21 protein-coding genes and 2 pseudogenes are annotated in these 22,788 nt (G+C 69.6%); 15 read left to right on the forward strand and 8 right to left on the reverse strand.

Annotated features, from left to right (window positions below; all coding sequences use genetic code 11):
* Positions 1–17 precede the first annotated feature (17 nt).
* The 4 genes from AC1P0E_RS03440 to AC1P0E_RS03455 all read right to left on the reverse strand — a co-directional run bounded on the left by AC1P0E_RS03440 (position 18) and on the right by AC1P0E_RS03455 (position 3,781).
* A complete protein-coding gene (locus AC1P0E_RS03440; protein ID WP_482740668.1) occupies positions 18–251 on the reverse strand; it encodes a hypothetical protein in 234 nt (77 codons plus the stop codon).
* Complete coding sequence (locus AC1P0E_RS03445; protein ID WP_482740669.1) at positions 248–1,312, reverse strand: Rieske 2Fe-2S domain-containing protein; 1,065 nt, start codon at positions 1,310–1,312, stop codon at positions 248–250. Before AC1P0E_RS03445 ends, AC1P0E_RS03440 begins: the two co-directional genes overlap by 4 nt.
* A 25-nt stretch (positions 1,313–1,337) precedes the next feature.
* Positions 1,338–2,693, reverse strand: coding sequence for an MFS transporter (locus tag AC1P0E_RS03450; protein WP_482740670.1), 1,356 nt, complete (start codon positions 2,691–2,693; stop codon positions 1,338–1,340).
* A 317-nt stretch (positions 2,694–3,010) separates the two neighbouring features.
* Positions 3,011–3,781, reverse strand: coding sequence for an IclR family transcriptional regulator (locus tag AC1P0E_RS03455; protein WP_482740671.1), 771 nt, complete (start codon positions 3,779–3,781; stop codon positions 3,011–3,013).
* A gap of 604 nt (positions 3,782–4,385) precedes the next feature.
* On the opposite strand from AC1P0E_RS03455, the gene AC1P0E_RS03460 reads away from it, so the two are divergent.
* The 9 genes from AC1P0E_RS03460 to AC1P0E_RS03500 all read left to right on the forward strand — a co-directional run bounded on the left by AC1P0E_RS03460 (position 4,386) and on the right by AC1P0E_RS03500 (position 12,864).
* On the forward strand, positions 4,386–5,186 hold the full coding sequence (locus AC1P0E_RS03460; protein ID WP_482740672.1) for an SDR family NAD(P)-dependent oxidoreductase: 801 nt from the start codon (positions 4,386–4,388) through the stop codon (positions 5,184–5,186).
* On the forward strand, positions 5,180–6,070 hold the full coding sequence (locus AC1P0E_RS03465; RefSeq protein ID WP_482740673.1) for a 3-hydroxyacyl-CoA dehydrogenase family protein: 891 nt from the start codon (positions 5,180–5,182) through the stop codon (positions 6,068–6,070). Before AC1P0E_RS03460 ends, AC1P0E_RS03465 begins: the two co-directional genes overlap by 7 nt.
* 172 nt (positions 6,071–6,242) lie before the next feature.
* The gene (locus AC1P0E_RS03470) at positions 6,243–7,724 is read left to right on the forward strand and encodes a sulfatase family protein (RefSeq protein WP_482745636.1); all 1,482 of its coding nucleotides are present in this window, start codon (positions 6,243–6,245) and stop codon (positions 7,722–7,724) included.
* Positions 7,725–7,858: 134 nt separating this feature from the next.
* The gene (locus AC1P0E_RS03475; protein WP_482740674.1) at positions 7,859–8,695 is read left to right on the forward strand and encodes a cyclase family protein; all 837 of its coding nucleotides are present in this window, start codon (positions 7,859–7,861) and stop codon (positions 8,693–8,695) included.
* A 5-nt stretch (positions 8,696–8,700) separates the two neighbouring features.
* Positions 8,701–9,048: a beta-D-galactosidase gene (locus tag AC1P0E_RS03480; protein WP_482740675.1), complete on the forward strand. Its 348-nt coding sequence runs from the start codon at positions 8,701–8,703 to the stop codon at positions 9,046–9,048.
* A 1-nt stretch (position 9,049) separates the two neighbouring features.
* The gene (locus tag AC1P0E_RS03485; protein WP_482740676.1) at positions 9,050–9,871 is read left to right on the forward strand and encodes a beta-keto acid cleavage family enzyme; all 822 of its coding nucleotides are present in this window, start codon (positions 9,050–9,052) and stop codon (positions 9,869–9,871) included.
* Between the two features lie 130 nt (positions 9,872–10,001).
* Complete coding sequence (locus AC1P0E_RS03490) at positions 10,002–10,796, forward strand: IclR family transcriptional regulator (RefSeq protein ID WP_482740677.1); 795 nt, start codon at positions 10,002–10,004, stop codon at positions 10,794–10,796.
* Between the two features lie 148 nt (positions 10,797–10,944).
* Positions 10,945–11,799 carry an MFS transporter gene (locus tag AC1P0E_RS03495; protein ID WP_482740678.1) on the forward strand — a complete coding sequence of 285 codons (855 nt, stop codon included), beginning with the start codon at positions 10,945–10,947 and terminating at the stop codon, positions 11,797–11,799.
* Between the two features lie 105 nt (positions 11,800–11,904).
* Positions 11,905–12,864, forward strand: coding sequence for an amidohydrolase family protein (locus tag AC1P0E_RS03500; protein ID WP_482740679.1), 960 nt, complete (start codon positions 11,905–11,907; stop codon positions 12,862–12,864).
* Between the two features lie 449 nt (positions 12,865–13,313).
* Here AC1P0E_RS03500 and AC1P0E_RS03505 read toward each other — a convergent pair whose 3' ends face one another.
* Positions 13,314–13,757: a MarR family winged helix-turn-helix transcriptional regulator gene (locus tag AC1P0E_RS03505; RefSeq protein ID WP_482740680.1), complete on the reverse strand. Its 444-nt coding sequence runs from the start codon at positions 13,755–13,757 to the stop codon at positions 13,314–13,316.
* Positions 13,758–13,862: 105 nt separating this feature from the next.
* On the opposite strand from AC1P0E_RS03505, the gene AC1P0E_RS03510 reads away from it, so the two are divergent.
* Both AC1P0E_RS03510 and AC1P0E_RS03515 read left to right on the forward strand, forming a co-directional pair.
* A complete protein-coding gene (locus tag AC1P0E_RS03510; RefSeq protein ID WP_482740681.1) occupies positions 13,863–14,420 on the forward strand; it encodes a quercetin 2,3-dioxygenase in 558 nt (185 codons plus the stop codon).
* Positions 14,417–15,304 (forward strand): alpha/beta hydrolase fold domain-containing protein, encoded by an 888-nt coding sequence (locus AC1P0E_RS03515; RefSeq protein ID WP_482740682.1) that lies wholly within the window; start codon positions 14,417–14,419, stop codon positions 15,302–15,304. Before AC1P0E_RS03510 ends, AC1P0E_RS03515 begins: the two co-directional genes overlap by 4 nt.
* Before the next feature lie 600 nt (positions 15,305–15,904).
* Here AC1P0E_RS03515 and AC1P0E_RS03520 read toward each other — a convergent pair.
* A complete protein-coding gene (locus AC1P0E_RS03520; RefSeq protein ID WP_482740683.1) occupies positions 15,905–16,627 on the reverse strand; it encodes a site-specific integrase in 723 nt (240 codons plus the stop codon).
* Between the two features lie 128 nt (positions 16,628–16,755).
* On the opposite strand from AC1P0E_RS03520, the pseudogene AC1P0E_RS03525 reads away from it, so the two are divergent.
* Positions 16,756–17,384: pseudogene (locus AC1P0E_RS03525) on the forward strand (carboxylesterase family protein).
* 86 nt (positions 17,385–17,470) lie between these two features.
* Positions 17,471–18,175, forward strand: coding sequence for a carboxylesterase family protein (locus AC1P0E_RS03530; protein WP_482740684.1), 705 nt, complete (start codon positions 17,471–17,473; stop codon positions 18,173–18,175).
* Positions 18,176–18,237: 62 nt separating this feature from the next.
* On the opposite strand, the pseudogene AC1P0E_RS03535 reads toward AC1P0E_RS03530, so the two are convergent.
* Positions 18,238–18,504, reverse strand: a pseudogene (locus AC1P0E_RS03535) (pyridine nucleotide-disulfide oxidoreductase); the annotation flags it as partial.
* Between the two features lie 265 nt (positions 18,505–18,769).
* Positions 18,770–20,275, reverse strand: coding sequence for a MocR-like pyridoxine biosynthesis transcription factor PdxR (gene pdxR / locus AC1P0E_RS03540; RefSeq protein ID WP_482740685.1), 1,506 nt, complete (start codon positions 20,273–20,275; stop codon positions 18,770–18,772).
* A 151-nt stretch (positions 20,276–20,426) separates the two neighbouring features.
* Here pdxR and AC1P0E_RS03545 point away from each other — a divergent pair, with 151 nt between their 5' ends.
* Together AC1P0E_RS03545 and AC1P0E_RS03550 are read left to right on the forward strand one after the other, a co-directional pair.
* Positions 20,427–21,590 (forward strand): monodechloroaminopyrrolnitrin synthase PrnB family protein, encoded by a 1,164-nt coding sequence (locus tag AC1P0E_RS03545; RefSeq protein WP_482740686.1) that lies wholly within the window; start codon positions 20,427–20,429, stop codon positions 21,588–21,590.
* Positions 21,577–22,770 (forward strand): aminotransferase class V-fold PLP-dependent enzyme, encoded by a 1,194-nt coding sequence (locus AC1P0E_RS03550; protein ID WP_482740687.1) that lies wholly within the window; start codon positions 21,577–21,579, stop codon positions 22,768–22,770. Before AC1P0E_RS03545 ends, AC1P0E_RS03550 begins: the two co-directional genes overlap by 14 nt.
* The last annotated feature ends 18 nt before the right edge of the window (positions 22,771–22,788 follow it).

Consider the following 22,788-nt stretch of genomic DNA (forward strand, 5'->3'; position numbering starts at 1 on the left):
CGGGACCGGGGGCGGCTTCAGGCGAAGGCCGCGTACCGAGGCTGGGGGGTGGATGCGGGAGCGGACTCCCGGGCAGGGCCGGGGCGGTGGTCCTCGGGGTGGCCCAGGAGCCAGTCCCACAGCCCCACCGGGTCCTCGAACTCCCGCTGTGCACCGCAGTGGCAGACGGCCAGCAGCCGGTCGGTACCAAGCACCCAGTGGATGCGGTAGACGTCCTCGCCGGAGAGGACGGGTGGGTGGAGCGGGGTCATCGGGCCACCGCCCGGGCCTGCTTCGCGGCCCCCTCCTGGGCCAGGCGGGCGAGGATGCGGCGGGCGGCGAGTCCGCCCGTGTCGATGTTGATGCTCAGCTCCTGGTAGCCGGCCGGCTCGGTGTCCAGGGACTTCTGCAGCACGTTGAGGGCAACGACGTCCTGCATGACCACCGTGTGGTTGTTGCCGCGCAGGAATTCGGTGACGTCCTGGTCGTCGAGGGCGAAGTCGCGGGCCACGGCCCAGAAGTCGTACGTGGTCTTCTCCGTCGAAGGGGTGATGCCGTAGACGACTTCGACGTGGAAGGCGTGCGGGTCGCTGCCGTCCGGGCCGGGGCCCGGCGCGCCGACGGGAGCGATGCGCGAGTGGAGCAGGTACAGACAGGGGGCGTGGTACTCGATGTCCTGCCAGCGGGTGATCCGGCCCTCGATGCCCGTCGACTTCGCGTAGAAGGGAGGGCACTCCGCGTCGTCCATGTGGCGGCTGACGTGGACGATGCCGGCCGTGTCGTCGACCTCGGTGGTGATGGGCGTCTCGGCCACCTCGGGAGTGCCGATGTAACCGCCGTGCAGGTACGTCTCGTGCGACAGGTCCATGAGGTTGTCGACGAGCAGACCGTAGTCGCCGTCGATCGGCTCCATGCCCGACACGACGGAGTAGTCGGGCGAGTCCATCCACGGGGCGCGGGGCGGCAGGTGGTCTCCCGGCTCGCGGTCGCCGATCCATACCCACACGAAGGAGTCCTGCTCGACCACCGGGTACGTCTTCAGGCGCGCGGTGCGCGGGATGCGCTGCTGTCCGGGCACGGAGACGCAGCCGCCGTCGGTGCCGTAGGTGAAGCCGTGGTACCCGCACACCACCCGGTCGCCGTCGAGCCGGCTCGGCGCCTGCGACAGCGGGAAGCGCCGGTGCACACAGCGCTCCGACATCGCCACCGCACGGCCGTCCTCGGTGCGGTACAGCAGGATCGGCTCGCCCAGTACGGTGCGTCCGAGCAACTCGCGGCCGACCTCGCGGCCGTAGGCGGCGACGTACCACTGATCGCGTACGAAAGCAGTCATGATCGTTCCCTTCGGAGTGGGGCGTTCAGTGCGTGGTGCCGGCGACCGGGGCCGCGGCGGCGGGCTCCGTGCCTCCTGCCGTGGCGGGCCGCAGCAGCAGGAGGAGGGCCGCGGTGGCGATGAAGATCAGGCTGACAGCCAGGTAGAGGTTCTGCGGGGTCCAGCCGGCGTCGAGCATGCTGCCCGCGACGGTCGGGGCGAGGATCGCGCCGATGCGGCCGACCGCGAGGGCGCTGCCGAGTCCGGTGGCCCGGATCCCTGTGCCGTACGTCGCCGGGGTGAGGGCGTACAGCCCGGCGACGGAGCCGTTGGCGAACAGGCCGATCACGGCGCCGAGGGCGAAGGCCGCCCCCAGCGAGGAGGTCGAGGCGATGAAGGCCGACAGCATCACGGCCGTGGTGATCAGGTAGGCGATGAGTACGGAGCGGAGCGCGAAGCGGGCGGCGAGGGCCCCGAGCGCGGCCGCGCCGAAGATGCCGCCGAGGTTGAGCAGGGTCCCGCCGGTGAGGCCCTGGGTGCCGGACAGGCCGGCCTCGACCAGCAAGGTCGGCGTCCAGCTCGTCACGAAGTAGAAGCCGGCCATGACGAGGAAAAAGGCGGACCAGAGCAGCAGCGTCGAGCGGCGCAGCGCGGGTGAGAGCAGCTCGCGGAACCCGGCCCCGACTTTGGACGGTTCGGCGGTGGGCTCGGGCAGGCTCTCCAGCGGCGGTTGGCCCATGCGCCGGGCCAGGGCGTTCATCCGCTCCAGGGCGCCCTTCGGCCTGCGGGAGGCCAGGAAGTCCACGGACTCGGGCAGGCAGAAGTAAGCCAACGGGACGGCGACAGCGGTGGCCACGCCGCCGGTCAGGAAGACCGAGCGCCAGCCGAACTGCCCGATCATGCCGACCGCAAGCAGCCCGCCCACCGTGGCGCCGACCGCGTAGCCGGTGGAGTTGAGGCTGACGGCGAGCCCGCGCCAGCGGCGGGAGGCGTACTCGCCGGAGAGGACGTTGCTACAGGCCAGGACGCCGCCGATGCCGACTCCGGTGAGCACGCGCAACGCGCCCAGCTGAACGGGCGACTGGCTGACCGAGGAGAGCAGCATCCCAGCAGCGGCCACCGCCAGGCAGCCGAGGATGACCGGTCGGCGGCCGACCCGGTCGGCCCACGGGGCGACGCACAGGGAACCCAGAGCCATGCCGACAAGGCCCGCGCTGAGCAGCAACCCGAGCTCGGAAGAGCTGAGTTCCCACTCCGCCGACACGGCCTTTCCAGTGAAGGCCATGACGAGTACGTCGAAGCCGTCGAGCATGTTGAGCAGTACGCACACCGCGATCGCGCCCCATTGGAAGCGGCTCATCGGCCCCTCGTCGAGGGCGGTGCGCAGAGAGGGGCCGGTCACCGGACGGATCCGGGACGGGGGAAAGAGGGTGGCAGAACCATGGCAGCACTCCGTTGTCGACTGCGTGGTGGTCGTCGACTCCGTCCCCTGCCAGGCGGGTGCGGCCCCGGCGCGGACCGGGGCCCGGGCGTCGACCGGTGCGGACCATCGTCGGGTCGGCGCCCTCAGGTCACCAGGGGTCTTTCCGGATGCCGGGAAACATCTGCGAAATGCCGGCCGCGCTGCCGTGTCGGACGGGCGTCAGGCCCTGTCCGCAGGGGCTTGGCTTGCGACCCGGCATGGGCGGGTACTGAAGCTCAGGCGCAGGACGGCGCGGTTCAGACCTGCGGCGTGATCATGGCGCGGGACATCGCCCGGGCGCTGGTGCAGACGAGCCGGGCCAGCGCGTGCGCGGAGGTGCTGCCGTGGCGTACCACCAGCGAGACCGCGGCGATCACTGCACCACCGCTGCCGTGCACCGGGGCGGCGACCGACAGGGCGTCCATCGTGACCTGGCGGTCGCTGACCGCGTAGCCATTGGTCCGCGCCTCGGCCAGCATGCGCCGCAGCTCGCGCGGATCGGTGACCGTGCATGGCGTGAAGCGCTCGAGGGGGCCGGCGAGCGCCTGCTCCTGCACCTCGGCGGGGGCGTGCGCGAGCAGCACCAGCCCGACGCCGGTGGCCGTGAGGGCGAAACGCCCGCCCACGCGCGTCAGCACGGGCACCGCACCGGACGCCGCGATGCGCTCGACGAAGACGACCTCCGTACCCTCGCGCACCGCCAGCTGAACGTTCTCCCGGGTGATCTGGGACAGGTCCTCCAGGAACGGAAGGGCCCGCTCACGCAGGCCCTGTCCGCGCGGCGCAAGGGAGGCGACTTCCCACAGCCGCAGGCCGACGCGGTAGTACCCCTTGTCGCCGCGCTCCAGCGCTCCCCAGGCGATGAGCTCGCCGAGCATCCGGTGCACGGTCGACACCGGCAGCCCGGACCGCCGGGACAGCTCGCTCAACGTCATCTCCGGGCAGTTCGCGCTGAACGCCCCGAGAAGCTGCAGGGCGCGGCCCAGCACTGGCCCGGTGGCCGACTCGGAGCTGCGGCGGCGGGTCATCGGAGCGCCTCCTTCGTCCGCCGCCGGTGAAGGCTCCTGCTCTGCATGCTGCGGCTCACGTACGAGCGAGTCTTCCAAGGCGCCCTCACCGATTCCCGACTGTGCGTTCCGGTCGGCCGTCGCGCGGCCGCTCGCGGCCTGACGACCCGCGGGCGACTCGTCCGAAGCCGTGGCGGTCAGTGTGCAAGAAGGTTGCGGCCACGTCGAGACGTCGAAACTCCCCTGTCACGGCCTCGCCACGGAACGCGGGCAGCGCGGTGCCCGGCCTGGAGGGCCCGCACCGACCCCCGCCGGGCGGGACGGTCCACTGCCCGGGTCGAGGAGCACGCGGTCCCCGCTTTGGATCTTCGGGGCAGGGCGACGGCGCCGTGGTGGCGCGGCAGCGGTGACATGACGGGCAGTCAAACCGGTGGCCCTCAAAGGCATCTACCTTTCCCACGGGACGGCCCCGCCCCTTGGCGGCGGCATGTCCGTACGGGGCCAAGAGCCCCGGACCAGGCCAACAACAGATTACGCACGGCCCATTGACCAGTAGCTGAGCCGCCCCTACGTTGAACCGCATTCCGGCACGTTTGATTCGTATCACGGAACCAAGGAGGTTCTCGTGGCACTCGCTCCTGCTGTTTCTCCTCTCTCCCGCTTCACGATTGACGGGCGTTCGATTGTCATCACCGGCGCCACCGGCGCCCTCGGCAGTGCGGCGGCACGCGCCCTGAACGCCCTGGGCGCTCACCTCACACTCGCCGGTGGCAGCGCCGACAAGCTCGACGTGCTGGCCGCGGATCTGGACGGTCCCGGACCGGTCGAGACCGTCCGGCGCAGGCCGGACACCCCGGACGACGCCGAGGCGATCCTGTCGGCCGCAGTGAAGACGCACGGTGACGTGCACGGTCTGCTCGTCGCCTCCGGCATGAACCACGTCGCGCCGATCACCGAGATGAAGGTCGAGGACTTCGACGCCGTGCAGTCGGCGAACGTCCGTGGCTCCTGGCTGATGTGCCAGGCGGTGGGGCGGCACATGCTCGGCCGCGACGGCGGGGGGAGCGTGGTACTCGTGTCCTCCACCCGCGGCCGGCTGGGTCACCCCGCCGGGTACTCCGCGTACTGTCCCTCCAAGGCCGCGGTCGACCTGCTCGGCCGCAGTCTCGCCGCCGAGTGGGGCGGTGCCGGAGTCCGGGTGAACGTGCTGGCTCCCACCGTGTTCCGCTCGGAGTTGACCGCTTGGATGTACGAGGAGGACGAGAAGGCCACCGCGACCCGCGATGCCATGCTCGCCCGCATCCCGCTGGGGCGGCTGGCCGAGCCGGAGGACTTCGCCGGGGCGTTGATCTACCTGCTCAGCGACGCGTCCTCGTTCGTCACCGGACAGGTGCTGTACCTCGACGGGGGGTACACCGCATGCTGAGCGTCGCCGTCGTCGGCGCGGGGCTGATGGGCCGTGGCATCGCCGAGGTGTTCGCGGGGGCGGGCCATCCGGTACGTCTGCACGACGTCGACGCCGTGGCCCTGCGCGGGGCGGTGGACAGTTTGCGGAACCTCGACGGCGCCGTCGACGGCAGCACGGACCTCGCCGAAGCCGTCACGGAAGCGGGCCTTGTCGTCGAGGCCGTCGCCGAGAACCTGGAGGCCAAGCGGGATCTGTTCGCCCAGCTTGACCGCCTGCTGCCCGACGCGCTGCTCGCCAGCAACACCTCCGTGCTGCCGGTGAGCAGCATCGCCGAACGCACCACCCGCCCCGAGCGGGTGGTCGGGACCCACTGGTGGAACCCGCCCGGCCTGATCCCTGTGGTAGAGGTCGTCCGCGGGAAGCACACCAGCGAGGAGACGCTGGAGCGCACCGCCGCTCTTCTGACGTCCCTCGGCAAACTGCCGGTGCGCGTCGAGCGCGACGTACCGGGATTCGTCGGCAACCGTCTCCAGCACGCCCTGTGGCGCGAGGCGATCGCACTGGTCGCGGACGGAGTGTGCACCGCTGAGACAGTCGAGACGGTGGTACGCAACACCATCGGCCTGCGCCTGGCCGCCATGGGCCCCCTGGAGAACGCCGACTATGTCGGGCTCGACCTCACCCTCGCTATCCACGAAGCCGTCCTGGCCGACCTGAACCGCTCCCCGAGCCCTTCTCCACTACTGAGGGAGTTGGTAGCGGCGGACGACCTGGGTGCCAAGAGCGGCCGTGGCTTCCTCACTTGGCCCGAGGGCAGCCGCGAACAGGCAGGCACGCGCCTGGCCCGGCACATCGCCCGGCAGCTCGCGGCCACGGCGGACAACGACCCGCCCGCGGCGTGAGCTGCCCAAATACCACCCGAACCGGTGTGATCGCCGGACCGCTTGAGCTCATTGCGCCAGGAGCTTCATGCGGAGCCGACCCTCCTCATTTCTCCACCCGAGCGCCTTCACCGTACGCCCGCCGCGGTGTCCGCCCGCGCTCATGCCAACCACCATCGAGATACGGAAGCCCATGACCGACAGCTCCAACCCGTCCAACCCCGCTGCCGACGGCATATCCCGCCGCACCCTGGGCGGGCTGCTCGGCGGAAGTGCATTTGCCGCCGTCACCGGACTGGCCACCCCGTCCTCCGCCTCTGCTGCACCCAGTTGCGGCAGTGCACTGCGGACGGAGCAGCCGTTCCGCGCCCGGACCGATCGTAAGAACATGCGGCGCCCCAACCTGCTGGTGATCCTCGCTGACGACCTGGGCTGGGCCGACCTGTCCTGCTACGGCGCACCGCACATCAGAACTCCGAACCTGGACCGGCTCGCCCGCCAGGGCGTGCGCTTCACCAACGGCTACTCCGCCTCGTCGAGCTGCTCCCCGACCCGGTTCGGCCTCTACACCGGGCGCTACCCGGGCCGTACCCACGGCGGGCTGGCCGAGCCGATCGCCAACCATTCTCACGGACTGGACCCCACCCACCCCACGCTGGCCTCCGCGCTGAAGGCCGCCGGCTATTCCACCGCGCTCATCGGCAAGTGGCATTGCGGCTTTCTGCCGGACTACAGCCCCACCAAGTCCGGCTGGGACGAGTTCTTCGGCAATCTGGGTGGCGGACTGGAGTACTTCTCCAAACTCGGCCCGCTCGGTGAGTACGACCTGTACGAGGGCGACGCGACCTACCAGGACCTGCGCTACTACACCACCGTCCTCACCGAGCGGGCCGTGGAGTACGTAGGCCGCAGCCACGACGCGCCGTGGCTGCTCAACCTCAACTTCACCACACCGCACTGGCCGTGGCTGACCGAGGAGGACGTGGAGTCCGGCGCGGAGATCGCCGCCAAGATCGAGGCAGCAGCCAAGAACGGGGCAGGGGGCGGTGCGGAAGCGTACACCGCCTTGCTCCACCTCGACGGCGGCTCGGTGGAGAAGTACGCCGCGATGGTGGAGAGCCTGGACAACGCCGTCGGCGAGGTGCTGGACGCGCTCCGCAGATCCGGCCAAGAGGACGACACCCTGGTGCTGTTCGCCAGCGACAACGGCGGGGAGCGCTTCTCCTACAGCTGGCCACTCACCGGCGGCAAGGGAGACCTGCGGGAAGGCGGCATCCGCGTCCCCACGATCCTCCGCTGGCCCGCGCGCATCGGCGCCCACCAGGTGAGCCGCGAGCCGAACCACACCATGGACTGGACCGCCACGCTCCTGGAGGTGGCCGGCGTCCGGCCAGATCGCGACTATCCGCTCGATGGTACGAGCCTGGCGGGCTACCTGCTGCGCGGCGAGAACCTGTCAGAGCGCGACCTGTTCTGGCGGGTCCGGGCCAACCGGGCGCTGCGGCGCGGCGACTGGAAGTACCACCAGGACTCCTCCGGCGCCGACCACCTCTACAACCTGGCTGAGGACGCCCGGGAGCAGGCCGACCGCGCCGGCAACAAGCACCAGCTGCTCAAGGAACTCAAGGCGGCCTGGGAGAAGACCGCCGCGACCCTGCTGCCCTACCCCGACTGACGTCCGAGTCCCCAGGACGCCGACGTCATGCTCCCCTCCGTGGCGTCGGGCCGGCTCCTTGATGGCTCCCACAGCCACAGCGCGCCGGACGGCAACCCGTCCGGACACCGATGAAGCACGAAAGGCAGAACACCATGTCCAACACCCCCTTCACCTGGCCTCTCGGCCCCAACGAGCAGGGCCTGGAGTTCTACGACCTCTCCCACCCGTGGGGGCACGGAACACCGTGCTGGCCGTACTTCGAGGACGTGAAGATCGAGCGCCTGCACAGTATGTCCAAGTCCCGCGTGCTCACCCAGAAGATCACTACGGTCATGCACTCCGGCACCCACATCGACGCCCCCGGCCACGTCGTGGAAAACACCCCGCTGCTCGACGAGATACCGCTCAGCTCCTTCTTCGGCACGGGCGTGGTCGTCTCGATCCCCAAGAAGAAGTGGGAAGTCGTCACCGCCGCCGACCTGGAGGCGGCCACCCCGGAGGTACGCCCTGGGGACATCGTCATCGTCAACACCGGCTGGCACCACACCTACGGCGACAACAGCGACTACTACGCCTACTCGCCCGGCTTCTACAAGGAGGCCGGAGAGTGGTTCGCCGCCAAGGGCGTCAAGGCCGTCGGCACCGACACCCAGGCACTCGACCACCCGTTGGCCACCGCCATCGGCCCGCACGGCCCCGGCGCCCCGAACGGCCTGCTGCCGTGGGCCTGCGAGGAGTACGAGGCCGAGACCGGCCGCAAGGTCCTCGACGACTTCCCCGAGTGGGAACCGTGCCACCGCGCCATCCTCTCCAAGGGGATCATCGGCTTCGAGAACGTCGGCGGCGACCTGGACAAGGTCACCGGCAAGCGCGTCACCTTCGCCGCGTTCCCCTGGCGCTGGACCGGCGGCGACGGCTGCATCGTGCGCCTGGTCGCCATCGTCGACCCCACCGGCGCATACCGGATCGAGACGGGCGGGCGCGGATGAGTCCGATGCGCGTCACCCGGCTCCAGCAGGCCCCGCCGTACCAGCCGCCGTCGCACCACGGCGTCGGCGCACTGCGACTGCAGGGCCACGAAGCCGGGCCGACCGCACGGTTCTGGACCGGGCTGTCGTACTACCTGCCCGGCGGAGCGGCGGACGCGGCGCCGACGGCGGAGGAGACCGTGTACGTCGCCCTCGACGGCGAGGTCGTTGTCACCGCCGACGGCCACGAGGAAACGCTGCGGCAGTACGACTCCGTACACCTGACGAAGGGTCAGGTCCGCTCGGTGGAGAACCGCTCCAAGCGACCCGCCACCCTGCTCGTCACCATCGCCCTGCCGCACGGGGAGGCCTGACATGGGCGTCGTCATCACCATCGCGCCCACCGGGCCGATCGCCACCAAGGCCGACAACCCCGACCTGCCGACCACCCCGGAGGAGATCGCCGAAGCCGTCGCCGACGCCTACCGGGCCGGCGCGTCGGTCGCCCACATCCATCTGCGCGACGAGCACCAGCGGCCGACCGCCGACCTGGACATCGCACGCCGGACCATGGACCTGATCAGGGCACGCTGCCCGATCCTGATTCAGCTCTCCACCGGAGTGGGGCTCAGCGTTCCCTTCGAGGAGCGGGAGCGGCTGGTGGAGCTACGGCCTCGCATGGCCACCCTCAACCCCTGCTCGATGAGCTTCGGCGACGGCGAGTTCCGCAATCCGCCGGACAAGGTGCGCCGTCTCGCGGCCCGCATGCGCGAGCTCGGCATCAAACCGGAGCTGGAGATCTACGACACGGGGCACCTGGATGCGTGCCTGCGCATGTGGAAGGAGGGCCTGCTCGCCGAGCCGCTGCAGTTCTCCCTCGTCCTCGGCGTGCGCGGCGGCATGGCCGCCACCGCGGACAACCTCCTCACCATGGTCCGCCGACTGCCACCGGGCGCGATCTGGCAGGTCATCGCGATCGGACGGCACAACCTGCCGCTCACCGCCATGGGCCTGGCGCTCGGCGGCAACGCCCGCGCAGGTCTGGAGGACACCCTGCACCTGCGCAAGGACGAGCTCGCCCCCGGCAATCGGCCCCTCGTCGACCGGGCGGTCGACCTGGCCCGCGGTCTGGACCTGCCCATCGCCGGGATCGAGGAGACCGAACGGCTCCTCGGCCTGCCGGACCGCAAGACCTGAGGACAGCACCTTGATCCCTGCTCCGGTTGCCGGAGCGCGAGGAGAAAGGAGGCGCACGGACGCCGTGCCACCCGGACCGCACTCATGCGGCAGGCTGTCCGGGACACGACGTAGGAAAGGAACACACGTCATGACGGCGGTCGACGAGCAAACCAGGCCGGGGCGCGGCAGCGCGAGCGGCATCCAGGTCATCGCACGCGCGGCGGAGGTGCTGCGCCTGCTCCAGGCAGCCCCGTCCGGCCTCACCCAGGCCGAGGTGGTCGAGCGTATCGGCCTCGCCAAGTCCACGGTCCACCGCATCCTCGGTGCCCTGGAGGCGGAGGGGCTGGTGACCGTGGCCGGCACCCGCGGTCGGTACCGGCTGGGGCCGGAGATCCCCCGGATGGCCGCCTCCGTGCGATCAGCGATGATCGTCGACCTGCGCCCCTATCTCGAGGATCTGTCCCGCCGACTCGAGGAAACGGTCGACCTGTCGGTCCTCGAGGACCATCGTGTGGTCTTCGTCGACCAGGTCGTCGCCGACCGCCGGCTGCGCGCTGTCAGCGCGGTCGGCGCCGGTTTCCCCCTGCACTGCTGCGCCCCCGGCAAGGCACTGCTCGCCGCCCTCCCGGCGGCCGCGCTCGAGCACGCCGTACCGAACCGGCTCACCGCCGAAACCCCGCACACCCTCACCACCCGCCCCGAGCTGCACCGCGAGCTCGACGAGATCCGCCGCACCGGCGTCGCCTTCGACCGCGAGGAGCACACCCTCGGCATATCCGCGGCCGGCGTCGCCGTCCGCACCGCGGCCTGGGGCACCGCAGCCATCAGTGTGCCCACCCCGACACAACGCTTCGCCGGGCGCGAACAGGCAATAACCGATGCCCTGTTGCAGGCCAAGGAGCGCATCGAAACGGACTTCGGCGCCATGAAGCCGACACCGTGACGACGCGTCGCTCGGCTCCGGGCACGTGCTTCCCGCGTCCGCCTCCTGCACCTGTCCCGAGAGCCAAGGAATCGCCATCATGAAAGCGAAACCGTCTCCAAGATGCCCTGACCCACCACGTCCCGCGGACGTACGCCTGTTCATCCTCATGGCCGCCCTGATCGCGATGTTCGAGGGCTACGACCTGTCCGTGTACGGGGCCACTGTGCCGGCCCTGCTCCGCGAGCCCGGCTGGAACCTGTCCAAGGGGGAAGCAGGTGACATCGGATCGCTCGTCGCGGCCGGCATGCTGATCGGCGCCGGCATCGCCGGGGTCGCCGGGCGGCGCCTGGGCACCCGCCGACTCCTCCTGAGCGGCCTGTCGTTCTTCTCCCTGTGCATGCTCGGCTCCGCCCTGGCCGAGGGGCCGGACTCATTTGCCGCGTTCTGCGGGCTGCTGCTGATCTTCGGCTTCAGCACGTGGCTGCCGACGCTCATGCAGACCGGCGGCTTCTCCATCGGCTCGGCCCTGACCATGACGTGCCTGTCGTGGATCGGCGCGGGCGTCGGCATGGTGCCCGGAGGGATGTTCGCCGACAGGCTCGGCCCCAAGCGAGTGGTGACCGGCGCCTTCCTTGTCGGTGCCGCCGGTCTGCTCGTGATGAGCCGGGGCCCGGCCGGCTGGGTCCTGTACATGTGCCTGCTCATGTGCGGCTTCGGGCTGCTGGCCTGCCAGGCGTTCGTCAACGCCTACCTGATCGGCTGCATGCCGGCGGATCTGCGCGTCCCGGCCGTCGGGTGGTCGTTGTCCGTCGGCCGGCTCGGCGCCATCGTCGGCCCCTCGCTCGGCGGGCGGATCCTCGACTCCGGGCTGGGCCTTGAATGGAATTTCTACTTCTTCGCCGCCACCGCCGCAGTCGGCGCCACGGCAGCGATCGCCGTGCCCACTCCCCCGGTCGGTCGACCCGCCCCGCGCCGGACGACCGCTCCCATCGGCACGGCCGACAGCGCCGCAGCCGGCTGACCCCGTCCCTACCGGCTCAGCCGCCGTCTTCACCCCGCTCTGGCCCGCTCCCGCCGGTCTCGACTCCACCGGCAGCCGCGTCCATCACTCCGGAGAACCCCTGCCATGAAGAAGATCGCGATTGAAGAGCACTTCACCACCGCCGCCCTGGCCCACTACAGCCTGCCCGCCGCTGCCTTGTTCGACCCGCCCCAGTGGGACGCCGCCATGCGACACCTGCTCGACTTCACCGACGTACGCCTGCCCCAGATGGACGAACTCGGCATCGACATGGAGGTGCTGTCCCTGACCGCCCCCGGCATCCAGGCCGAGACCGACACCTCCGTGGCGGTCAAACGGGCCGCCCAGGCCAACGACTTCCTGGCCGAGATCGCCCGCAAGCACCCCACGCGCTTCTCCGGCTTTGCCGCACTGGCCCTGCAGGACCCGGACGGCGCCGCGGCCGAGCTGGAGCGCGCCGTCACCCAACTCGGCCTGCGGGGTGCCCTGATCAACGGCCACACGCAGGGCGAGTACCTGGACGCGGACAGGTTCCGGCCGATCTGGGAGCGCGCCGAGGCCCTCGACGTGCCGATCTACCTGCACCCGGCCAGCTCCTACGACGTGTGGCACAACCTGCGGGGCCACGAGGAGTTGATCGGGCCGATGTGGAGCTGGGGCGTGGAGACCGCGACCCACGCCCTGCGCATCATCTTCGGCGGCGTCTTCGACCGCTTCCCCGACGCCACCCTCATCCTCGGCCACATGGGCGAAGGGCTCCCCGGCCACCTGTGGCGCCTCGACAGCCGATGGGACTTCCTCAACCGGCGCGGCGTCCACCTGTCCAAGCAACGCCCCTCGGACTACATCCGCGACAACATCATGATCACCACCAGCGGGGTCTGCGCCCACGCCCCCCTGCTCGGCAGCCTGCTCGCGCTCGGCGCCGACCGCATCATGTTCTCCACCGACTACCCCCTGGAAAGCAACCACGAGGCCGTCCACTTCATCGAGACCGCCCCGATCAGCGAAACCGACCGCGCCAAGATCTGCCACCTCAACGCCGAGCGCCTGCTGGGCCTCTGATCAACCGATCTCGCGTGCTGTACGGAAGTTGGCTCTCTCCCCCGCCCGCCCCGTGCCGCGATGGGGCCGACTACGCGCCAAGAAAGCCGGCAACGCCCTCTGGAAGACCCTCAAGCTGGAGCCCATTCCGTGCGGGGATGTCCGTCTGCGGATCCCAACCACTCTCATTCTTCCCCCCAGCGGTCACCGTGCGCCCGGGCGGTGACCGCCTGCGCTCACACCAACCGCCCGTCGACGTACGGAGCCCCAAGCCCGACAGCACCCGCCCACCCGCGCCTACAGAGAACGCCTGCCAGGGAACCATCACGACAACCGCCAGGGGACCGTCTGCGCTGTCTGGTCAACCTCGGCCAATACTCGCCGCCTGGACACGGACCAGAAGCGGGACCTCGGGCTGCCTGTCACCGTGCCCCCGGGCATGGTTCGAAAAGGCCACCGCAGCAACAGTCTCATGGTGAGCTCGGCGAGGTGGGCCTGCCCCACGGCGCCTCCAGCGTCGCCCGCAGGACGTCTACCGTCTCACGGCCGATGCGCTCGGCGAGCTGCTCCTCCAGCCGTTCGAGGATGATGCCGGCCTGGCGGTGCGCGCTTTCTCCTTCCTGGGTGCGCCGAATCAACCGCTGCCGGGCGGACGCGGGGTCCGGGACCTGTTCGAGCAGTCCGGCGGCGACCAAGCCGTGCACGGCCTGGTGCGCGGTCTGCCGGGTGACACTCATGCGCCGGGCCAGCTCGGACACCGTGGTGCCCTGGACGTCCAGTATGGCGAAGAGCTGGGCCTGCATCGGGGACACCGGCGTGGCTCCGGCTGCTTCCATAGCAGCCAACAGCGCTTCTTCGAACCAGCGCCGGGCGTCACCAAGCAAGTGGGGGAGATTGCCGCGGGTCGACTGCATCGGTTCCTCACGACGGGGCCGGGCTCGTACCCAGCACTTGATTTCGACAGCCCCTCATGTCAGGGTACCTGACATTCATGGCGGAGGTCGATCCGAGGAGACCGCATGACCATCGAGTACGCCACCCGCTACCGGCAGGCCTCACGCATTCCCGCCGAGCCGGGCAAGCCCTACTTCATCGAGAAGGGCGAGGGGGACCGTGCCCACCTGTTCGGCGACCTGATCACCATCTACGCGGGCGGTGAACAGACGGAGAACACGTTCAACTTCTTCACTGTCGAAGGCCCCAAGGGCGACCTCATCCCGGCCCATCTGCACACCGACACCCACGAGGTCTTCTACATCACCCAGGGCGCGGTCCGGCTGTTCGTCGAGGACACCGAGGGCAACCAACAGGAGAAGCTGCTCACGCCCGGCGACTTCGGCTTCGTACCCAAGAACTGCCGGCACTCCTACCGCATGGAGCGCCACCACAGCCAGGTCGTCGGCGTCGCCGCCGGGCCTGGAGGCACCTTCGAGCGGTTCTTCGAAAACCTCGGCGCGCCCGCCGACCAGCTCGGCCTGCCGCACGAGCCCGTCATCCCGGCGCCCCACAAGTTCGCAAGCGTCCCCGAGGAGTTCGACGTCCGCTTCCTGCCCGACCACCAGTGGCGGACCCGATGACAGCAACCCGGCCTTCGGTGCGGGAACTGATCGCCGCACCCCATCCCGATCACGCCCCTCTGCCGCCCGCACCTCTGAGCGAGCCCGGCGTACGCGAGCTGCGCGGCGTACCGTACGCCGAAATCGAGGGCGGCCGTCCGCTGGAACTCGATCTGTGGTTGCCCGAAACCCACCAGGCCGGGCCGCTTCCACTGGTCTTGTTCGTGCACGGCGGCGCCTGGCGGCGGGGGCGGCGCGACGACATGGGTCTACGCACGCGCCACTGGGCTCCCCGGCCCTTCGCACGCATCGCGGCAGCGGGCTTCGCCGTCGCCTGCGCCGACTACCGGCTCAGCGGTGAGGCCGGTTTCCCCGCCCCGCTCGACGATCTGCGCGCCGCCCTGCGCTGGCTGACCCTGCGCTCCGCGGAACTCGGCATCGACACCGAGCGGACGGTGGTGTGGGGCGAGTCCGCCGGCGGACACCTCGCCTCGCTCCTCGCCCTGACCCACACCGACCCGCCACTGGCCGGCGCCGTGATCTGGTACGCCCCGAGTGATCTGACCGCCGTACGGGGCCGCTTCACTCCGCAAGACGCGGCCACCCCCGAAGCGCTTCTGCTCGGCGCGGCGCCGGCCACCGTCCCGGAACGCGCCCGCGAGGCCAGCCCGCTCACCCACGTCCAATCCGGCGCACCGCCGTTCCTTCTCGTACACGGAGACGAGGACACCATGGTGGACTGCTCACACAGCCAATCCCTCGCCTCGGCACTGGAGAAAGCCGGATCGCGGGTCGAGCTGTGGACGGTGCAGGGCGCCGACCATGGATTGCACGGGCTGCCCGATGACCAGGTGGAGGGGATCTTCGCGAGTTCCCTGGCATTCGCCCGCCGCCTCGTGGCCTGACGGAAGCCTGTCATCCGGGTGCCCCGCACCCGGGCCTGCGGCTCCGCGCGGGTGGACGTTCGATCGTCTCACGTACCGTCGAAGCGCAGCCACCGCACACCACCCACACCGGGACGTGAACCCCGTCGGCGCGCAACCTCGCCTACGGGCCCAGGTGACACACGCTGCAAGGTCGTCGCCCTGCTGGCCCCCCAGGGCAACCGGGCGTGCACGACGCGGTCGCGATGCTGTCACGCTGCTTGTCGCCGACGGTGGCCGGCGTGGGGATGGCCAGTGCTTCCAGGGCAGCCGCAAGGAGGCCACCCAGCTCGGCGCTCAGGGTGCGGTCTTGCATGGGTTCGGCTCCCTCCTTGATCGGAACGGTTTCGGATCAAGGCCCGGCGGCACTGGCATCACCAGCCCGGGGCCGTTCCGTCTCACGCGCGTCTCACACGCTGCGCGTGACACGGTGGGCTGGGAGTCTTTGACCCGGACATTACGGACTGTGTGGATGCTCACGAGGCTGCTGAAAACGCCAGGTAAGCTCTGGTCACTGTTCTATGCGTGAACGGATAGAACCAGGTCAGAGGCGCTTTCAGTAGATCAACTGCTGATCATCTCTCACCGATTCTCACTGCCGCTCGGTTCAGCCCCATGGAAGGCGTCCCACGCGGCCGCGGCCGGCCGGAGGTCCTCGATGTCCACGTGGACGTACTTGGCCTTCGTGAAGGCCGCGTTCGTGTGCCCCGCCCAGGCGGCGAGGATGACGTCAGGCACACCGTTTACGGCGAGATAGCTGAGGCACGAGTGCCGGGCATCGTAGAGCCGCACCCTCCGCATCTCCAGCTCCCGCATGAGCCGGTAAGCGTGCCCGCGGAGGTGCCGCGTGTTCAGAGGCTCGCCCAGCTCGTCCACGACGTACCCGGAGTCCTTGTAGCACTCGCCCGCACTCAGCTTCTCGCGCGCCTGCCGCGCGCGGAACTTCTTAAGGGCCTCCGCGACCTTGCTCGGCAGCGGCAGGACACGCTCACCCGCCAACGTCTTGGTGTCCTTCTCCAGGACGGTCTTGTTCCCGACCATGGTCCGGGTGTTGGCCGTCTCCAGGGTCGACAGTTTCAGGTCGACGTCCGTCCAGCGCATGCCGCAGACCTCGGCGGGCCGGAGACCCATGAGGCTCAGCAGAAGGGGCACGTACAGTCGGTCCCGCTCGATGCCCTTGATGAATCTCTGGACCTCCGCGACGGTCCACGGCTTCTCGCGTCGGCGGTTCTTCCTGTCCCTCTTCTTGTCCTGTAGCGAGATCTTGACGTACTGGGCGGCGTTCGTCGCGACGAGCTTGCGCACGAATCCTCAAGAACAGTGGCGTGTTGGCCGGTGCCGCACTACTTTCCGGCATACCGGGCGGGGGCACGGCGCAGGCCGCCCAGCGCACGGACGAGCCCACGCCCGTGGTGGAGCTGCCCGCGGGCCGCGTGCGCGGAGGTACGGAAGGAGGTCTCGCCGTATTCAAGGGCGCGCCCTACGCGGCGCCGCCGATCGGCGCGCTTCGATGGCGGCCGGCTCAGCCCCATCCCGGATGGCAGGGAACGCGCGATGCGACCGCCTTCGGCCCGAGTGCACCGCAGCCCTACCGGCAAGGAGGCGACCAAGTCCTCGGAACGCACGGCTCGCCCCCCTTCGACGAGGACTGCCTCACGCTCAACGTCTGGACCCCCGGAGCCGATGACGCCAAGCGACCGGTCATGGTGTGGATTCACGGCGGCGGCTTCGTCTCCGGATCCGGCTCGCTGCCCAACTACTCCGGCGAGACCTTCGCGCGCAACGGCGACCTCGTCGTCGTGACCATCAACTACCGGCTCGGACCGCTGGGTTACCTGTACTTCGGCGAGGACGGCGCCGGGGGGACTTCTGGCTCACCGACCAACTAGCCGCGCTGCACTGGGTACGGGACAACATCACGGCATTCGGCGGCGACCCGGACAACATCACCGTCGCCGGCCAGTCCGGCGGCGCTCTGTCGGTCGCGGCGCTGGCCGGCGCCCGGCCCAAGGGCCGCCCGCTGTTCCGACGCGCCATCCTGCAGAGCCGCCGCTCGGACTGAAAATCCCCACCCGCGCCGAGTCGCTTCAGCGCACCGCCACCTACCTGGACATCCTCGGAGCCAAAAACGTAGCGGAACTCCGGGCCGTGCCCTGGCCGCGCCTGATCGCCACCACCTTCGAGATGTTCGGGCGCACAGGGCGGTGGGGGTACTGGTCGACCCCGTTCCTGCCCGTACTCGACGAGGTCACGCTGGACCGCGACCCCGCCGACCTGCTGCTCAGCGGCGCCGGGGCGGACATCGACGTCCTCATCGGCGGGACAAGGGAAGAGGCGAACTTCGCCTTCGCGCTCAGCGAGCCGTACGCCGCCGCGACCAAGGATCAGGTGCTCGCAGGGGCGCGGGACACCTTCGGGAACCGGGCGGCCCAGGCATACACCGCGTACGAAGAGGCCCGGCCGGGCGCCCGCCCGGTGGACGTACTCATGGATCTGATCACCGACGACCTGTTCCGCATGCCCAGCGTGGCACTGGCCGAACGGCGGGCGGCCTGCGGACATCCGGTCTGGGCGTACCAGTTCAACCTGGTTGTTGAACACGAATGGCAGTTCCAGGCAGTGTGCGGCCGCGAGTTGACCGTTGTGAGCGGGCGTCGGGACGGTCTCGCCGCGACCATGCACACGTCCTGGATCTCCTTCATCCGCACCGGCAACCCCAACCACCACCCCATGCCGCAGTGGGATCGCTACGACCGGGGCTCCCGTACTACGATGGCCCTCGACTCCGTCACCACCGCCACCAGCCACCTCGCCGGATACTGGCGCCGCCTGCACCGTCCGGCGGCGCCGTAGCCGCGCCACCGGCCTGCGGCGGGAGGCGTTCACTTGGTCCCGCGGTGTTCCGCACCGCGGGACCAAGTGGGCCCTCGACCTACGTCCCGGGGCTGGAGCGGTCCGACGCCGGTGGCCAGGACCGCGTACGGCGCCGTCAGCCGGTTATCGGAGTCGGGGGTGACAGCGACGTGGCCGTCGAAGGCTCGGAGGTCGGTGACGCGGCACCCGCATGCGATGCGGCACAGGTCCACCGTCTTCAGGTCCGCCGTGATCGAGTCAGCCGGTTCCGGTCAACTGGTGAAGCCGCCGAGGACGCTGTTCAGGGCCGGGATGCGGTGGAGGTTGCGGCCACGGGGCGTCCGGCTCGATCAGGCAGCGTGCCACGACCGGACCGGCGTCGTGGACGTCCGGTCCGGCGTCGCTCGCGCAGACGTCGGTGACGATCCAGAGCAGCGTGTACCCCGTCTTGTCGACGGTCGCGTACCCGCGGGCGGCGTGGTTTCGGCGAGTTCCGGGACGAGGTCGGTCTCAGGCGGTCCCTGCAGGCGGTTCCACTGGAAGAACCGCTCGTACGGGCTGCCGGGATGGTTGAAGTAGCACGTGAACCTGGTGTCAATGCGGGCCGGTCGTACCCACCTGGGTGTTGGTGCCGTCTGTCACCGCGAGTTCCGCAGAGCGCACCTGCCGCACCGCGGCGGCGATGCGATGTGCGGCTTCCTGGAGCCGGTCGGCCGGATGGGAGGCGTAGCCCACGACGAGGCCAGGTGGGCCCGGACGCATACGGTGCCAGGAGAGCGGGTGGGTGAGCACACCGTCGCGGCGGACCAGGTCGGCAAGTTGGGTGTCCTCAACCGTGCCGTCGAGATCCGGGAAGGTGATCAGGAGGTGCAGGCCCGCAGCGATCCCCTGGACATCGACCGCGGGGAGGGCCCTCCGCAGGGCAGTGAGGAACGCGTCCCGCCGTGCCCTGTAGCGGCTGCGGGTAAGGCGGATGTGCCGGTCGAGGTCGCCTTTCGCCATCAGGTGCGCGAGTACGAGTTGGGGTAGCGCTGGGCAGCCCAGATCGCTCGCGTGCTTTGCGTCGACAAGTTCCTCCTGCATGCTGCGGGGAGCGATCAGCCAGCCCAGCCGCATGCCTGGGGCCAGCGTCTTGGAGATGCTGCCGGTATGGGCGACGTGCTCAGGAGCCGAGGCCTGCAGCGCGGGCACCGGTGCTCGGTCGTAACGGTGCTCGGCGTCGTAGTCGTCTTCGATGACCAGTGCGCCATGCCCGGCCCACTCCATGAGTTCCCGGCGTCGTCGCGGCGCCAGGACCACGCCCGTCGGGAACTGGTGCGCGGGTGTGAGAAGCGCGGCGCGAAGACCAGTACGCGCCAGCTCAGTCACTCGCATCCCCTCTTCGTCCACTGGGACCGGCACTGGCGTGAGGCCCCAGTGGGCCAGTCCCTCACGCGCCCCTCGAGATCCCGGGTCTTCCACAGCGATCTCGGAGATGCCGGACAGCCGAAGGGTCTGCGCGAGAAGGGCCAGGGCTTGCGCGACTCCGTTCACGATGATGATGTCGTCGAAGTCGGCGCGGATTCCGCGTACGCGCCCGAGCCAGCCGGCCAGTTCCTGCCGGAGCTCTCGCGAGCCCCGGGGATCGCCGTAGGCGAGGTCGGCTGAGGTCGCCCTGCCGAGCACCTCTCGCTCCGCGCGCAGCCAGGAGGCTCGGGGGAACGCTGAAAGGTCCGGTATGCCCGGCGACAGATCCACGTCCACCAGTGCGTCCGCCGGTGGAAGCGGCAGGCGCGGGATCCGCGTCGCGGGACGGGGCCGTCGCTCCCTCGGCCCAGGTAGGGCGGGCGTCGGCAACGTGCTGACCACGGTGCCCGCTCCGACTCGCGCGCTGACCAGCCCCTCCTCGGCCAGCCGTCGGTACGCCTCGATCACCACACCACGCGAGACGCCGAGATCACCCGCCAGAAGACGCGTGGCCGGCAGACGCATACCGTCCTTCAGACGCCCGTCGGTGATCGCCGTGCGCACGGCCTCCACCAGCCAGCCCGTCAGTCCCTTCGCCGGAGCCGAAGTGACTTGCAGCTGGAGGAAGTCGGTTCCCTCGCCTCTTGCGCCCACTGCCACCGCACCTCCCGGGATTGGTCCGGTTCGCAAGCACCTCAATGGTACTGGTGACCGAACCACTCAGGTGATCACCATGGACGTGAGCACCACTCGGGACCGGCTCAGCACTGGTCCCCGGTGACCGATGGCTGTGGAGGTACGTCCGGTGAGCAGTGCCGTTGCCGACTTCGACCGGTGGATCAGGAATGACTTCGCCGATCTCAATACGGAATTGGAAGAGGCCTATTTCGCGGCCAGGACACAGATACTCCTCCATCGCGCGGAGCTCGACGGCATCAAGCAGAGGATCATGCGGGAAGGTGCGGAACTGATCCGCCGGATCGGCGAGAGCCGCGCCGTGCCCGAGGCTCCGCACGTGCGTTACGAACTGCTGGGTTCCGTGGGCTTCTACCTCGGCGCGTGCCGTCGTCACGAGGTCGACGGGACACAGTCGGCCGCGTGGCCACTTGCCCGCCTCCTCGCTTCGTCGCTCGGTGTCGCACCCAGATTTGTCTTCGCTCACCAGGCGTTCCACAACCGAGCCATAAGTGACAGGTTCCGTACGTTCACCTCGCTCGAGGACGAGCGGACTTTCATCACGTACAACGCGCTGGCCGCCCTGGCTTACCAGCGGACGGCCGCGTCGTTGCGGCGCATCCCCGGGTTCGGGGTGTCCAGCCCCTTGGCGGCGTACCTGCTCCAGGACGCGCTGGCAGGCCTCGACGAGGTGCTGGATTTCAGCAAGGCGCTGAGCAAGCAACTGGACGCCGAACGGTTCTTCTTCAACATCCGGCCGTACTTCAAGCCCTACCGGGTCAGTGGTGTTGAGTACCGCGGCGCGAACGCCGGTGACTTCGCGGCGATCAACTCCATAGACGTACTGCTCGGCCTGTGCTCACCGCATGACCCCTTCTACCAAGCGGTGCTGGTGGAGAAGTACCCCTATATGCCGCCCGAGGACCAGGCGTTGCTGCGGACGATCGTCATGGCCGAGCCACTGCTGGACGCCTTCACCAAGGAGGCAGTTGCCGAACCCATCACGCCGCAACTGCGGGACAACGCCGAGCTCTTCCTCGCTGTGTGCCGGCGATTCGGCGCCGTCTATGCCTACCACCATCACCAGCTCGTCGGGCCGTTCCTGAGGGAGCCGGCCACCCATGCACCGCAGGGACATCAGGCCGATCTGACAGCAAGCGGACCACCGCTGGACGTGGTGATCGAGACCTTGTCCCGGCTGAGCGATTTGCGTGCCGCCCGGCCACGGCCAGGTGCGACGAGCGCACGGGCGTCACTCGACAGGCTGCGGGAGTTGCTCGATGCCAGTGCCTGAGTGTGAGGAGTCGAAGCGGCTGATCTCCGTCAGTGCCGAGCAGTTCCGGTCCAACTTCCCCGTCCTGGAGCGGAAGACCTACTTCGCCACATGCAGCCAGGGTGCCCTTTCCGACGCACTGGCGGGGGCGCTCACCGAGTTCCAGAGCAGCCTTGTCGAGTTCGGTGCTCCCTGGCCTGAGTGGACGCGGCGAGTCGAGGAGGCCCGCAGCCGCTTCGCTTCTTTGATCGGGGCCCGTACCGATGAGATCGCGCTGGTGTCCTGTGCCTCGGAGGGGGCCTATCAGGTGGTCTCGGGAATGAACTGGTCCCCGGGCGAAAACCTAGTCACCACTCCGGTTGAGTTTCCCTCGATCGCGCACGTGTGGCTGGCTCAGAGGGGCCGTGGCGCGCGGGTGAAGTTCGCCTCGGCCGTCGGCGGATTCGCTACGGTTGAGGGATACGAGAGGGCGATCGACCATACGACCCGCCTGGTTTCCATCCCATTGATCGGGTACCGCAACGGACAACGGCTCCCACTGCGGCAGATCACGTCCCTCGCCCGACAGCGCGGGGCGCAGGTATTCGTCGACGCGTATCAAGGAGCGGGTGTTGAGCCGATCGACGTCCACGAACTGGACTGCGACTACCTCGTCACCGGCTCGCTGAAGTACTTGCTGGGCATACCGGGTGTGGCCTTCCTGTACGTGCGGGAAGGGACGCGCCGTGACCTCGAACCGCAGCTCACCGGGTGGTTCGGGCGCATCGACCCGTTCTCCTTCGACCCGCGGGAGCTCGACTTCGCCCCGTCCGCGCGGCGCTACGAGACCGGCACGCCTCCCGTACCGGCCGTGTACGGTGCGGTCGCCGGCATGCGGCTGCTCTCTGGGGTCAGCCCTCATGCGGTTGCCCGTCATGTCAGTGCGCTGACCGGGCTCCTTCAGGCTGAATTGACGGCACTGGGCGAGCACATCGGTTCACCCCTATCGGCTGATGAGCGCGGCCCGCAGGTCGCTCTGCGGGATGACCGCCCCGACCGGATGGCCTCCTTCCTGTCGGAGCGGCACATCGTCACCAGTCCCCGTGCGGACGTTCTGCGCCTCGCTGTGCACTACTACACCAGCGAGGCGGATGTACGGGCGCTCCTACGCGGCATCACCAACTACCGGGCGCAGTACGGCCCCTGCGCCGCTCGGCCGTGAACGCCTCTGCCGCGGTGC

It is taken from the genome of Streptomyces sp. TRD_SC_5, from assembly GCF_056836825.1.

Bases quoted from the DNA above. Each gene is read 5' to 3' on its own strand.
- AC1P0E_RS03440 (WP_482740668.1), bottom strand. From the start codon at position 251: ATGACCCCGCTCCACCCACCCGTCCTCTCCGGCGAGGACGTCTACCGC.
- AC1P0E_RS03445 (WP_482740669.1), bottom strand. From the start codon at position 1,312: ATGACTGCTTTCGTACGCGATCAGTGGTACGTCGCCGCCTACGGCCGC.
- AC1P0E_RS03455 (WP_482740671.1), bottom strand. From the start codon at position 3,781: ATGACCCGCCGCCGCAGCTCCGAGTCGGCCACCGGGCCAGTGCTGGGC.
- AC1P0E_RS03465 (WP_482740673.1), top strand. From the start codon at position 5,180: ATGCTGAGCGTCGCCGTCGTCGGCGCGGGGCTGATGGGCCGTGGCATC.
- AC1P0E_RS03470 (WP_482745636.1), top strand. From the start codon at position 6,243: ATGACCGACAGCTCCAACCCGTCCAACCCCGCTGCCGACGGCATATCC.
- AC1P0E_RS03475 (WP_482740674.1), top strand. From the start codon at position 7,859: ATGTCCAACACCCCCTTCACCTGGCCTCTCGGCCCCAACGAGCAGGGC.
- AC1P0E_RS03480 (WP_482740675.1), top strand. From the start codon at position 8,701: ATGCGCGTCACCCGGCTCCAGCAGGCCCCGCCGTACCAGCCGCCGTCG.
- AC1P0E_RS03485 (WP_482740676.1), top strand. From the start codon at position 9,050: ATGGGCGTCGTCATCACCATCGCGCCCACCGGGCCGATCGCCACCAAG.
- AC1P0E_RS03490 (WP_482740677.1), top strand. From the start codon at position 10,002: ATGACGGCGGTCGACGAGCAAACCAGGCCGGGGCGCGGCAGCGCGAGC.
- AC1P0E_RS03495 (WP_482740678.1), top strand. From the start codon at position 10,945: ATGGCCGCCCTGATCGCGATGTTCGAGGGCTACGACCTGTCCGTGTAC.
- AC1P0E_RS03500 (WP_482740679.1), top strand. From the start codon at position 11,905: ATGAAGAAGATCGCGATTGAAGAGCACTTCACCACCGCCGCCCTGGCC.
- AC1P0E_RS03505 (WP_482740680.1), bottom strand. From the start codon at position 13,757: ATGCAGTCGACCCGCGGCAATCTCCCCCACTTGCTTGGTGACGCCCGG.
- AC1P0E_RS03510 (WP_482740681.1), top strand. From the start codon at position 13,863: ATGACCATCGAGTACGCCACCCGCTACCGGCAGGCCTCACGCATTCCC.
- AC1P0E_RS03515 (WP_482740682.1), top strand. From the start codon at position 14,417: ATGACAGCAACCCGGCCTTCGGTGCGGGAACTGATCGCCGCACCCCAT.
- AC1P0E_RS03550 (WP_482740687.1), top strand. From the start codon at position 21,577: ATGCCAGTGCCTGAGTGTGAGGAGTCGAAGCGGCTGATCTCCGTCAGT.